The 13,027-nt window shown below is 57.9% G+C and carries 11 protein-coding genes; all 11 read left to right on the top strand.

The window, feature by feature from the left end:
* Positions 1–6 precede the first annotated feature (6 nt).
* Complete coding sequence (locus IVB07_RS24075) at positions 7–330, top strand: hypothetical protein (RefSeq protein ID WP_018456747.1); 324 nt, start codon at positions 7–9, stop codon at positions 328–330.
* A gap of 49 nt (positions 331–379) precedes the next feature.
* Positions 380–2,521, top strand: coding sequence for a peptidase domain-containing ABC transporter (locus IVB07_RS24070; RefSeq protein ID WP_247363385.1), 2,142 nt, complete (start codon positions 380–382; stop codon positions 2,519–2,521).
* A 107-nt stretch (positions 2,522–2,628) separates the two neighbouring features.
* Positions 2,629–3,945 carry an HlyD family type I secretion periplasmic adaptor subunit gene (locus tag IVB07_RS24065; protein ID WP_018456745.1) on the top strand — a complete coding sequence of 439 codons (1,317 nt, stop codon included), beginning with the start codon at positions 2,629–2,631 and terminating at the stop codon, positions 3,943–3,945.
* 852 nt (positions 3,946–4,797) lie between these two features.
* Positions 4,798–5,307 carry a glycosyltransferase gene (locus tag IVB07_RS24060; protein WP_051113014.1) on the top strand — a complete coding sequence of 170 codons (510 nt, stop codon included), beginning with the start codon at positions 4,798–4,800 and terminating at the stop codon, positions 5,305–5,307.
* 292 nt (positions 5,308–5,599) lie between these two features.
* A complete protein-coding gene (locus IVB07_RS24055; protein WP_018456743.1) occupies positions 5,600–6,664 on the top strand; it encodes a Gfo/Idh/MocA family oxidoreductase in 1,065 nt (354 codons plus the stop codon).
* 22 nt (positions 6,665–6,686) lie between these two features.
* Positions 6,687–8,189 carry an oligosaccharide flippase family protein gene (locus IVB07_RS24050; RefSeq protein WP_051113004.1) on the top strand — a complete coding sequence of 501 codons (1,503 nt, stop codon included), beginning with the start codon at positions 6,687–6,689 and terminating at the stop codon, positions 8,187–8,189.
* Positions 8,190–8,214: 25 nt separating this feature from the next.
* Entirely contained in the window at positions 8,215–8,736 is a 522-nt protein-coding gene (locus tag IVB07_RS24045; protein WP_039799870.1) for an acyltransferase, read from the top strand.
* Between the two features lie 96 nt (positions 8,737–8,832).
* Complete coding sequence (locus tag IVB07_RS24040) at positions 8,833–10,011, top strand: DegT/DnrJ/EryC1/StrS family aminotransferase (protein ID WP_247766695.1); 1,179 nt, start codon at positions 8,833–8,835, stop codon at positions 10,009–10,011.
* A complete protein-coding gene (locus tag IVB07_RS24035) occupies positions 10,008–11,009 on the top strand; it encodes an NAD-dependent epimerase/dehydratase family protein (protein WP_018456739.1) in 1,002 nt (333 codons plus the stop codon). Before IVB07_RS24040 ends, IVB07_RS24035 begins: the two co-directional genes overlap by 4 nt.
* Positions 11,010–11,161: 152 nt before the next feature.
* Positions 11,162–12,019 (top strand): glycosyltransferase, encoded by an 858-nt coding sequence (locus IVB07_RS24030; RefSeq protein ID WP_018456738.1) that lies wholly within the window; start codon positions 11,162–11,164, stop codon positions 12,017–12,019.
* 299 nt (positions 12,020–12,318) lie between these two features.
* The gene (locus IVB07_RS24025) at positions 12,319–12,723 is read left to right on the top strand and encodes a hypothetical protein (RefSeq protein ID WP_018456737.1); all 405 of its coding nucleotides are present in this window, start codon (positions 12,319–12,321) and stop codon (positions 12,721–12,723) included.
* The last annotated feature ends 304 nt before the right edge of the window (positions 12,724–13,027 follow it).

The following is a 13,027-nucleotide window of genomic DNA, read 5'->3' as shown; positions in this document are numbered from 1 at the left end:
TACCAGATGCACGCCGAACTTTATACCGACGGAATCGAAGAAATTACCGTTAGCGGAACCATCGTCCGCGTCGATCTGGTCAGTCTTTCACCGACGGAGCGTGACGCCAACAATGTCCCGAAACGCGTGTTTTCTCAGCGGCTGATCTTTTCGGTCGAATCCTTCGCCAATTCGGTCGATGTGATGCAGAAGGCGCTTCAGGGGTTGGTCGACGCCGGCGTAGTCCGGCGAAATCAGCCAGCTGAGTCGCACAACAGTACGTCGGTCGTACGCGATGCGCTCGCGCCCAGCACGCCACGGTCTCATAATGTCTCTTCGAACTTCCGGTGAAATCGACGCCGCTGGTGGCGCGAAAGGCCGGGTTGTGGACCCGTCTGGATTGGCGACGCAGACGGCATTGGAGTGCCTGTCCAAGATTGCCGGTTATCATGGGACAGACCTGCCGGTCGAGCGTCTGAAGCACGCCTATGCCGTAGCCGCTCCGCTCTCGTTGAACCTTCTGTTGCGCATGGCCAAGGATGCAGGTCTGCGCGCGAGAAGCACGAAAATCGCGTGGGGTGCGCTGATCCGTCTCGGAGAAGCCTATCCGGCGCTGACGAGGCTAACCAATGGCAACTGGATCGTTGTCCTTGGTGCAGGACAGGGAGCTGAGGGCACTGAGGTCGTCAGCGTCTTCGACCCGCTCGCCGACCGCAAGGACGAGGTCTTGGTTGTCGACCGGGACCGATTCTGTGCCCAATGGGCCGGGGACACCATCCTGATCAAGCGCGAGCAGTTGACACAGGATGGGCGCAGAAATTTCGGCCTCCGGTGGTTCGTACCGGAATTGCTTCTTCAATGGCGACTGTTCAGGGACGTCGCGATTGCCGCCATCATGCTCTATGCGTTGGGCCTCGTCGTCCCGATCTTTTTCCAGCTCGTCATCGACAAAGTTCTGGTTCACGAGAGCTACACCACCCTCTACGTACTCGCGGTAGGCGCGGCCGCAGCACTCGTCTTTGACGCGATATTCGGCTTTCTGCGGCGCTACCTGCTACTTTATGCGACCAATAAAGTCGACATTCGAGTTGCTACAAAGACGTTCGGTCATCTCCTCGGGCTGCCGGTCACCTTCTTCGAGCACATGGCAGCGGGGGTCTTAGTCAAGCACATGCAGCAAGCGGCGCGGATCCGTGAGTTTCTGACCGGCCGACTATTCTTAACCACCCTCGACGCGCTTTCGCTATTCGTCTTCCTGCCGGTACTTGCGATCTACAGCGTCAAGTTGACGCTTATGGTTTTGGCCTTCACTGCCGCGAGCGGTGCTGTTGTCGGCCTGCTCATGGGCCCTTTCCGGCGACGTCTTTACGATCTTTACCAGGCGGAAGGTGCGCGGCAGGCTCTCCTCGTCGAAACAGTTCACGGTATGCGCACGGTGAAGTCGCTGGGGATGGAGCCCGTGCAGGGCAGGATTTGGGATAGCCGCTGTGCACAGTCGATTACCATGCGATTCGGTGTCGAGAAGATTTCCGCCGGTGCCCAGGCGCTCACCGGATTTCTCGAGAAGATCATGACACTTGGGATCATCGCTGTCGGAGCACTCGATGTCTTCGCTGGAGAAATGACAATCGGCGCGCTGGTCGCGTTTAACATGTTGGCCGGCAGGGTCTCGGGACCACTCGTCCAACTCGTGACCATGGTGCACGAATACCAGGAAGTTGCTCTTGCCGTGAAAATGCTCGGCGAGGTGATGAATCAGAAGCCTGAGCGAGATGGCAAGAAAGATGGGCTGCGGCCCGACTTCGCCGGAAAAATCGAGTTCGAAAGTGTTTCTTTTCGCTACGGAGCTGAGGGAGCGCCGGCGCTCGATGATGTCTCCTTCACCGTCGAGCCAGGTTCGATCTTCGGGATCGTGGGCCGAAGCGGCTCCGGCAAGACGACGCTCACAAGGCTGATTTCGGGCATGTATCCGGTGCAACAGGGGCTGCTCCGTGTCGACGGATACGATTCGAGGGAACTCGACTTGGCACACCTGCGCCGAAACCTCGGAATCGTCTTGCAGGATAATTTCCTGTTTCGAGGGACGGTCCGCGACAATATCGCATGCGTGAAACGGGACGCGACATTCGCCGAAGTCGTCGCTGCGGCGCAGCTCGCAGGCGCCGACGAGTTCATCGAGCGGTTGCCCCGTGGCTTCGACACCATGCTCGAGGAAGATGCCTCGAACCTGTCCGGCGGGCAGAAGCAGCGGCTCGCGATTGCGAGGGCTCTGATCGTCAATCCACGGATCGTGATTTTCGATGAGGCGACGAGTGCCCTCGATTCCGAAAGCGAAATGATCATCAAGCGCAACCTCCGCCGTTTGGCGGCAGGGCGTACCGTCATCATCGTCTCGCATCGCCTGTCAATGCTGACTGAAGCAAGCCGGATCCTGGTGATGGACCGCGGCCGAATCGTTGACGTGGATCGCCACGACCACCTCCTGTCGAAATGCACCATCTACAGGCATTTGTGGAACCAACAGATGAAACAGATTGCATGATGGAGCCAAGGCAACCACGGACGGACGCGAACACGAACGGTCTGGTCCTGGCCAGAACGGTCGAGCGACGGCGGAAGCTATTCAGGCCGGTGCCGAGGCGAGCGCCTGTGATCGCCGAATTCCAGTCGGATGCAACCGAAGTCGAGCAGCAAGCGCCGCCGCGGCTCGCGCGTCTTACCCTCTACAGCGTGCTTGGGCTAATTGCCTTCGCGGTCACCTGGGCATCCGTTTCGCAAGTGGAGATGATCGTCACGGCGCAGGGGAAATTGACCACGACACGTCCAAACCTAGTCGTACAGCCGTTGGAAACGTCGGTCATACGCGAGATCCACGTCAAGGCCGGTGATCGCGTCAACCGCGGCGACGTTCTGGCTACGCTCGATCCGACCTTCTCGCAGGCTGATTTCGATCAATTGCGCGGCAGGCTGGCTGGTTTCAATGCGTCGATCGATCGCCTGGGCGCCGAAGTGAATGGAACGGAGTATGCCGCCAAGGAGCTCACAAATGCGGACCAAATCCTGCAGGGCAAGTTGTTCTTGCAGAGGAGAGCCGCCTATGAGGCGCAGATCCAGAACTATGACGCACAGATCGCTTCCGCTCGAGCCAATCTGAAGACAGCGCAGGACGAAGAGACGGTTCTCCTTCAGCGACTCGATACGATGCGTTCAATTGAAACCATGCGCACCACGCTGATGGACAAAGAGGTCGGTTCGAGGCTGAACTTTCTACTGTCTCGCGATGCACGGCTCGAGGTTGAGAGCAATCTGGCGCGCGTTCGTGGCAGTATCGCCGATACGACCCATCGGCTGGACAAGGCCCGCGCTGACCAGAAGGTCTTCACCGAGGAGTTTCGTCGCACCACTTATCAGGAACTGGCAGAGACGCTGCCAAAGCGCAACAGCGCAGCAGAGGAATTGAAGAAAGCCGACCGTCGTCGGCAGCTGATCGTCCTGCAGGCGCCGGCAGATGCCGTGGTGCTGGACATCGCAAACCGCACAGTCGGCTCGGTGGTTCGCGAAGCGGAAACGCTGTTTGTCCTGGTTCCTCGTGATGTGCCTCTCCAGGCGGAGGTCAATGTCGAGGGTCGGGATATCGGTCAGGTGGCGCTTGGACAAGCAGTCCGGATCAAGTTCGAAGCGTTTCCTTTCCAGAAGTATGGAACGGCAACGGGCGAGGTCCGCGTCATCAGCCAGGACACGTTCTCGCCGGATCCGAAGGCCGAAGGTGCGCGCCGCGCGCCAGCTCCCTATTACCGCGTACTGGTCGATTTGTCCGACACGCACCTTCGGCTGCCGGCTGAGCGCATTCAACTGATTCCGGGCATGGCGGTGACGGCCGAACTGAAAGTCGGCAAGCGCACCGTGATTTCTTATTTCCTGTACCCCTTGCTTCGCGGTTTGGATGAAAGCATCCGGGAGTACTAGGCATTCAGCGCCAACGGTGATTCAATGAAAGCAATTCCAACGGCATGGCAGCACGCTTCGCATGAATTGCAGACGATTGCAGGCCATCGTCCGACGGCCGCACAGCAGAGGCACCATCGACGTGATCCGATGGGATCGGATGGCACACAGGACCGCAATGGCTTAAGTGCGCGCCGACGGAATGCACGGGCCTGCTGACTCGCGCGTGAAGATATCAGCTAATGCCGACGCGAGTACGAGCGGTGCCTGCTATCAGCGGTATTTGCGGGGGTGGGCGGCCTTTCGCCATATTCCGGTAATGCGCGATCTGCCTGTCTCACTTGCACAGGGCTCACGGCGCGAGCCAGGGACCGATCGAAGACGACCGTCGCCTGGTCCGCGCCACACCGGTGTTGCGAAGGGACTGACACCCGGCAGAGCTACGTGCAGCGGCGAACCGATCGCCTGGAATGTTCTGCGCATCTAGACTGCAAAGCGGGTCGGCCGCTGAGGTACAGAATAATAACCGAGAACATGGCTTATCTGGCTCCGATTAATCCGCCTTACGTGAAATTATGCAAAAATATCGAGGGTTTGCAAGCGATTACGTATTTTAAAAATCCGATAACTTAATCACTTGAAAATAAAAGTTGCCTCTGTATTATCGGATTATAAATCAAATACTAAAATTAAATAATTTGAATGGTCGTGTTTCCTCGCAGGAGCCGTGATGCGCGCGCAGCGTCGATATTCGAAACATGGCCGAGACCGTGGCTCTCGCGAGCGAGGCCATGCGCAGCCGGCGGCGCATGTGGCGGCGATACATCAGGACCAAGACTGCTTGCCGAGCGCTTAGCTATGAAGGAGCGTGTCATGATCTTCGTAACCGTCGGTACGCAAGTCCAGTTTGACCGTCTGATCCAAACGGTCGACGATTGGGCCGGTGCACGGGCGAGAAGCGATGTTTTCGCTCAGATCGGGCCATCAAAGCATCAGTGCAAGCACATCCGCACCGAACGATTTGTTGACCCCAGTGGATTCAGGAATTGCGTTGAGGCGGCAAGCCTCGTGATCGCTCATGCAGGCATGGGCTCCATTATCACCGCCCTCGAACTTGGAAAGCGAATCATTGTCATGCCGCGTCGTGCGAGCTTGGGCGAACACCGAACCGATCATCAGGTCGCAACGGCAAAACAGTTCGCCGCACAGGGCCGGATTGAGGTCGCTTTCGAGGAAAGGGAATTATCCGACAAACTCGATCAATTGGACGTCCTCAACCGATGCGAGCGCCTTGGTGGTGAAGCATCACCACAGCTGATCCTGACAATTCGGACTTTTATTGAAGCGGGACATATCCGTTCACAACCTACCAGCGCTGCTTAGGCGGTCTCAATATGGAGTTACAAGACAGTCGAGCCTCTTCTCCTAGCCGGTCGCGCCGGAACGATGATGGAAGGGGTGCATTTACCAAGAACGAGGACTGCCGAATGAACGCGCACCCATGCTCGACGTATCCTCCATGATCGTGAGATGGAATGTCGGAGATACACTGCGCGTGTGCCGGCGTTCATTTGCGACTGGGTATTGGCCAGCAGTTCGGCTATCGACAGAGCAACCGAAAGCCATAGCCAAGTAAATTCTACATTTCACCCGATTTCAAACCACTGGTGCAGTTATGTCGAACGACACAATAGGAATTGGAGTTATCGGATACGGCTATTGGGGACCGAACTTGGTCCGCAATTTCGCTGCTCATCCCTCGGTTCGTCTAGTCGGCGTATGCGACTTTGATTCGGAAAAGCTCGCGGCAAGCAAGCGGCTTTATCCGGGGGTGATAACGACGTCCTCCTGCGACGAGCTGCTCAAGAACCCTGCCGTCGATGCCGTGGCCATCGCTACGCCGGTTAATACACACTATGAACTGGCTCTATCCGCACTGAAGGCGGGCAAGCACGTTCTGGTGGAGAAGCCGCTTGCACAAAATTCAGATCTGGCTCGACGCCTGATCGATGAGGCGGCTCGGCGCTGCCTGATATTGAGCGTGGACCACACTTTCATCTACACGCCCGCGGTGCGGAAAATCCGCGAACTCCTGGTCAAGAAAGAGCTCGGTAGTGTCTACTACTACGACAGCACACGCGCGAGCCTTGGCTTGTTCCAGAGCGATGTCAATGTCATCTGGGACTTGGCGGTGCACGATATTTCGATCATCCACTATATCTTCGATGAGCAGCCCGTTGCCGTTTCGGCGACAGGATCATGCCATGTGGTCGGCTCGCCGGAAAACATGGCTCATATAACGTTGTTCTTCGATAGCGCGTGTGTAGCCCACATTAGCGTCAACTGGCTCTCGCCAATCAAAGTCCGCCAGACGTTCATCGGAGGCAGCAAGAAGATGATCGTTTACGACGATCTTGAACCGACGGAAAAGATCAAGGTATATGACAAGGGCATCACAGTTGATGGCCCCTCCGACAAAGCCCATCAATTCCGGATCGGTTATCGGGCTGGCGATATGTGGGCTCCCCACGTGTCCCCGAAGGAAGCGCTGCAGGTCGAGGTCGACCACTTTATCGATTGTGTGCGCAGCGGGACGCGACCGATTTCAAGTGGCATGTCCGGACTGCGGGTGATCGAGGTCCTGGAGGCTGCATCCCGCTCGATCGCCGAGCATGGCAAACCGGTCCTGCTGAAACGCCAGCCGCGCAGGGTCCCGGAACGTGCGACGGCAACGGTCTGAATCATTGGCGGACGATATTCAAATGCGAGAACAGCGCGACGGTCTTGCGATTAGTGCGGTACAACGCTCCATCCTGTTTTCGGCGGTCGATCGCTATGGCAGTCTTGTGCTGTTCCTGGTCGCTACCGCGGTTCTCTCTCGTCTGCTATCGCCCGCGGAATTCGGAGTGTACGCGGTCGTCAATGCCGTCACCGCGGTAATTGGTGCATCCTTTCAGGAGTTCGGGGGCGGAAACTATCTGATTCAGAAGCGTGATCTATCTCCAGCCGATGTTCGCTCAGCTTTCACCATCTCGCTCGGGATCTCGGTGGCCATAGCGCTTCTTCTGTTTGTTCTTGCAGGCGCGCTCTCAGATCTTTTCGCCCAGGACGGTCTCAAGAGGGGCATTGAGGTGTCGGCGATGAATTTTTTCCTGGCACCAGTTTCGGGGACAATTTCGGCCTTGCTGCGCCGGGACATGAAGTTCGGCACGTTAGCCATTTGCAACTTCGCCGCGGGTGTGGCTGTTGCTCTGGTCTCGATCGGGCTAGCGATGGCGGGATTCAGCTATATGGCGCCGGTCTGGGCAGCCCTGACGGGAAGCGTGATTTTGACCTTGGCGCTGCTCGCCAGTCATCGGGACTTAAACGCACTGCGCCCCTCGCTCCTCAAATACCGCGAGATCGTCAGCTTTGGCCTTTATGCCAGCGGGGTTAGCGTCATCAACGTGTTCTACAATCTGGCGCCCCAGCTATTCCTTGCAAGAACTCTGGACTTTATGTCCGTCGGTCTGTACAGCCGCGCGATTAACCTAACGCAAACGTTCGACAAGCTCGTTACGCAAGTATTGAACCCTGTGATCATGCCGGCGATTGTCGCAAGGCGCGAAGCGGGGGACGACCTGAAGGTCATCTATCTCGAGGCGATCGAGCTGCTTTCCGCCGCGCACTGGCCATTCCTGATATTCGTGGCCATTATGGCGCGACCGATCATCGCGATCTGGCTCGGCGAGACGTGGCTGGAGGTCGTGCCTCTGGTGCGGCTGCTCTGCATCGCAAACATGGCGCTTTTTGCAGCGTGCTTGAGTTATCCCATGCTTGTAGCGGTTGGAAGCGTGCGGGACGCTTTGATCTCCTCCTTCATCTCCCTACCTCCGTCGCTTCTTGTAATTTTTTGCGCATCCTTCTTCGGTGTGCAGGCTGTCGCCGCCTCCGCCGTTTTGACGTTGCCCTTCCAAGCTGCAGTTGCGATCTATTTTATCGGCCGGCACTTAGGCCTTAGACCAACGGACATTGCTCGCGCGCTGATGAAGAGTGGGGTCGTCACAGCGATAACAGCATTGGGCACCTTCGGCTGCGCGGCGCTGACGGAACAGGGAATCCTGACGTCATTTGCCGGTTTGGCCTCGGGATTGTGTGCTGCGGCGCTTTGCTGGTGCCTGGGGCTGCTGCTGACCGGCCACCCGCTGCTGCATCAGCTCCATCTCGCTGCAGCTAGTCTGGCCCGTGATGCACCGAAGCTGAGGCCATCGCGTTCGGCCCTGTGAGGCCTTGCGATTCTTGGAGGCGGAGATGCCCATTACGAACGACGTAAAGCTCGGTAGGGACGTCAGGATTTTTCATCCCGATCTAGTCAACCTGTATGGTTGCACCGTTGGTGACGAGAGCAAAATCGGAACCTTCGTCGAAGTCCAGGAGGGGGCAAAGATAGGCGCGCGTTGCAAGATATCGTCGCACAGCTTCATCTGCGAGGGCGTCACGATCGAGGATGAAGTGTTTGTTGGTCATGGTGTGATGTTCACGAACGATAAATTCCCGAAGGCAACGACCGCGGATGGTCGTCCTCAGCAAGCGTCGGACTGGACACTGCAGCGCACTCATGTCGGTAGGGGAGCTTCCATCGGATCGAACGCGACCATTCTGTGCGGTGTGACAATCGGTGCGGGTGCCTCCGTAGGCGCGGGTGCGGTGGTGACGAAGGACGTTCCGCCCGGCGCCATCGTTGCCGGAGTGCCCGCTCGGGCTCTGTCCGGAGCTGAAAGCACCGTTCTGGGCGATCGAGGCTCGTCAGTTGCGCTTCATAAACCATTTTAAATCGAAAGATATTTTAGCGAATTTAATGCTTGATTAAATAGAATAATTCGAGTTAATTTGTTTCTGTAATTTTGATCCAATCCAAGGTCTTGAATCTTGATACCCTTCCTGGATTTGAAAGCCCAATATAGCCAGATCAAGCCGGAAATCGACGCCGCAGTAGCGAGGGTCGTCAGCAGCGGGCACTTTGTGCTCGGGCCGGAGGTAACGGCCTTCGAGGGACGCTTTGCGGATTATTGCCGGACCGCCCATTGCCGCGCGGTGAACAGCGGCACTTCGGCGCTTCACCTTGCCTTGCTTGCGGCAGGCGTCGGGCCCGGTGACGAAGTCATCACGGTGTCCATGACGTTCGTTGCGACCACCGCAGCCATTCTCTACAGCGGCGCCAGGCCCGTGTTTGTCGACGTTGACCCGGTAACATGGACGATGCATCCCGGCTCGATCGAAGCTGCGATAACACCACGAACCAAAGCGATCCTGCCGGTCCATCTCCACGGGCTGATGGCCGACATGGATCCCATCATGGAGATCGCGCGTCGTCACGGTCTGGTCGTCATCGAGGACGCCGCGCAGGCGCACGGCGCGGAATACCGCGGACGTCGCGCAGGCTCGATTGGCGATCTGGGATGCTTCAGCTTTTACCCCGGCAAGAATCTTGGAGCTTTTGGCGAGGGTGGGGCCGTCGTAACCGATCGACCTGAATTGGCGGGCCGCGTGTCACTGCTGCGCGATTGGGGGCAGGAGGCGAAATACGACCACGTCATCCCCGGATACAACTATCGCATGGACGAAATTCAGAGCGCGATACTGAACGTCAAGATGGACTACATCGAGCGCTGGACGGAAGCGCGTCGGTCGCTCGCTGAGCGATACAATGCACTGCTATCCGATCTCCCATTAGCGCGTCCCCAGCCGCCCCGCGACGCCCGTCACGTGTATCACGTCTATGCGGTCAGATTGCAGCGGCGCGACGACGCGCTGACGCTATTGCGTGATGCCGGCATTGGTGCCGGGATCCACTATCCCGTTCCGGTGCATCTGCAAAGAGCCTATGCGGAACTCGGTTATCGTGCCGGTGATCTCCCCGTCACTGAGATGCTTTCGAACGAGTTTCTCTCTCTTCCCATTTATCCGGAGATGCGGGCGGAACAGGCGGCCGAAGTTGTCTCTACATTGAGGAACGCGGCGGCCCTGCGGCCCAGCGAAGCCGTCAGCGACCCGGCGGAGCATCCACAAAGCGTCATGACATGGTCTCACAACAGGAGAGCGTCTTGATTGATCTCAAGGGAAAGCGCGTTCTGGTCACCGGCGGGGCGGGGTTCATCGGCTCCCACATCGTTGATCTGCTCTGCGACGAGGGCTGTATCGAGATTGTTGCCATAGACAACATGATAAGAGGCCGGCCGGAAAATCTCCGGCGCGCGCTCGGGCGTGGGCCGGTGAGATTGGTTCACGGCGACATACGCGATCGCAAGCTGATGGAAGCGCTGGTCAAGGCTGCCGATATCGTCTTTCATCAGGCCGCACTCCGCATCACTCATTGTGCAGCCGAACCGCGCCTGGCCAAGGAGGTCATGGTGGATGCCACCTACGACCTGCTGGAGCTGTGCATCAAGCACGATATCGAGAAGATTATCGCAGCGTCTTCGGCATCCGTATATGGCATGGCCGAGGAGTTTCCGACGACCGAGCGGCAGAATGCGTACAACAACCGAACTCTCTATGGGGCTGCTAAGGCGTTTAACGAAGGGCTCCTGCGGGCCTTCAACGATGTAAGCGGCCTCGACTATGTGGCATTCCGATATTTCAACGTCTACGGCAGCCGGATGGATATCCACGGACGGTACACCGAGGTCTTGATCCGCTGGATGGAGCGCCTGGAAGCCGGATTACCTCCCATTATCTTTGGTGATGGCCGTCAGACCATGGATTTCGTCCACGTCCGCGACATCGCGCGTGCCAACATCCTTGGGGCCAGGGCAAAGGTTACTGATGAGGTCTTCAACGTCGGGAGCGGCACTGAGACCAGCCTGACCGAGCTGGCGACTGTGCTTGCGTCCGTGATGGGACACCGCGGCTTGACACCCGAATTCGCGCCGGAGCGCTCGGTCAATCCGGTGCCGCGACGGCTGGCATCGACGGGCAAGGCAGAGCGTTTGCTGGGTTTCCGCACCACGGTCTCGCTTGAGCAGGGGCTCGCCGATCTCGTGAAATGGTGGCGATCCGAGCGCGATCTCGCTTCGGACCGCCAGCGACAGGCGGCGGCATCGTGATTGAGGCCGAGGCGGAACGCGCGGCCGGACCGTCCGGATAGATTTCGTTGGTGCCGCCCATGGCAGCTTAGCAGGGGTTCGCGCTGAGACTGACGGACCCCGCGGCAGCCTCAGAGAGGCACGGAAGTCCGATCCATTCCACCGGGCCAGCCATGATTTCGATCGTCGTCCCAGCCCACAACGAGAGTTCCGTGATTGCGCGGACGTTGAGCCAATGGGTCGGCAAGCCAGATTCGGACGAGCTGCGCGTGGTGGTCGTTTGCAACGGCTGTACGGACGACACCGCGAATATCGCCCGGCGTTTCGGCCTGACCATCAAGGTTGTGGAGTCGGACACCGCAAGGAAGACCCACGCTCTGAATCTTGGTGATCAAGTCGCGAACGTCTTTCCGCGGATTTATGCTGACGCCGATATCGTTATTACCGTTGATGCCATTCTAGCTTTGGCAAGACGCCTCAATGAGGGTGACGTTTTGGCGGTTGCGCCTACGGCAGAGATCAATCTGGCGGGCTGTTCCTGGCTGGTTCGCAAATACTTCGGAATTCGGTCACGGCTGCCGTCCTCGCGCGAGGGAATCGGCGGTTCAGGCGTGTACGCCTTGTCCGAGGCTGGACGCAGGCGGTTCGGGCAATTTCCAGACATCACTGCTGATGACACCTATGTTCGACTTCAGTTCAGACGGGAGGAGCGGGAGACTCTGGCCTGCGTGAGGTCCACGGTGTTCGCCCCACGCACTCTGCTGCAGCTCGTCACCGTCAGAACACGGGCCTATAGGGGAACATTCGAGCTCGCCCGGCGCTTTCCCGAGCTGCGCGCAAACAAGGGAGCGGCCAATAATTGGACACTCGTTACACTGTTCAAAGAACCTCGCTTGTGGCTCGGCTTGTTGATCTATTGCTGGGTCAACATTGCTGCTCGATGTAACGCTACCAGAGGCGGCCGACCTGGAGATCATCTCTGGCAACGAGACGAGACTTCGCGGGTGGCGCTGCCGGATTCGACCAAATGAGGCCCTAATTCGATTGGGCGCGTGGTAGGTAAATCGAACGCGTCGCGCCATATAAAATGCTTGATTTTAAATACCAATACTGTTAATTTAAATCGAAATTTAATATTAAATGCAAGCAATTCGAGGCTTTCGATCCGCCCATTCAGGGGGAGCTCGCGAATCTTGCAGCATCTTAGGGAGGCCAGCCAATGCTTCGGAGCCCGGTCTTTCACCACAACGCGGTGCTGAACCCCAATACGGAGCGGTCACGCAACGTACGGCCGAAAGTGCTGGCAGTCGCTTCAGGTGGGGGCCATTGGGTGCAGCTGTTGCGGATCAAACCCGCTTTCGAGCATTGCGATGTTACGTTCGTCACCGTCCATGAATCTTATCGCGCGCAGGTGCCCGACCACAAGTTCTACCTCGTCAACGATGCTAACCGCTGGACCAGGATCGCGCTGTTGAAAGCAGCGCGCAGAATCGCCTGGATCGTTTGGAATGAAAAGCCGGACATCGTAGTCTCGACGGGTGCCGCTCCGGGATATTTGGCGCTGCGGTTCGGACAAATGATGGGTGCGCGCACCATCTGGCTCGACAGTATCGCAAACGTCGAGCAGCTTTCGATGTCGGGAGACCGAATTGGCCATTGCGCCGACCTCTGGCTAACGCAGTGGCCTCATCTCGCGCGACCCGATGGACCTTACTACACAGGCGCGGTGCTATGAGCTTCGCGATGGTCGGAACGCCGGGATATCTTGAGCGCTTCATCCACACGGTTGATGAGTGGGCCAGCGGGGCTGAGCGACTCGGCACACAAGCATCGCACGCCGTTTATCGAGACCGCACGCATTGGTTTGTCGGATAGAAACTGTTGTTGTGGGCGGAAGCGAGCAATGTGGGGTGGCAGAGACGCAGATATCCGTGGCGCGCGCCTTCAAATTCTGAGCCTAACCGCAGCGTGGCGCCGCGCGTACAACGTAGTTCATAGACAACGGACCTCGCTAAAGGAAGTGGAAATGAAAGAAACTC

It is taken from the genome of Bradyrhizobium sp. 172 (genome assembly GCF_023101065.1).
In the GTDB taxonomy this organism is placed as follows: domain Bacteria; phylum Pseudomonadota; class Alphaproteobacteria; order Rhizobiales; family Xanthobacteraceae; genus Bradyrhizobium; species Bradyrhizobium canariense_D.
This window is presented reverse-complemented; position numbering and strand designations above follow the sequence as displayed.

Coding starts and splice junctions, on each gene's coding strand:
- IVB07_RS24075 (WP_018456747.1), top strand. CDS start 7: ATGCACGCCGAACTTTATACCGACGGAATCGAAGAAATTACCGTTAGC.
- IVB07_RS24060 (WP_051113014.1), top strand. CDS start 4,798: ATGATCTTCGTAACCGTCGGTACGCAAGTCCAGTTTGACCGTCTGATC.
- IVB07_RS24030 (WP_018456738.1), top strand. CDS start 11,162: ATGATTTCGATCGTCGTCCCAGCCCACAACGAGAGTTCCGTGATTGCG.
- IVB07_RS24050 (WP_051113004.1), top strand. CDS start 6,687: ATGCGAGAACAGCGCGACGGTCTTGCGATTAGTGCGGTACAACGCTCC.
- IVB07_RS24045 (WP_039799870.1), top strand. CDS start 8,215: ATGCCCATTACGAACGACGTAAAGCTCGGTAGGGACGTCAGGATTTTT.
- IVB07_RS24055 (WP_018456743.1), top strand. CDS start 5,600: ATGTCGAACGACACAATAGGAATTGGAGTTATCGGATACGGCTATTGG.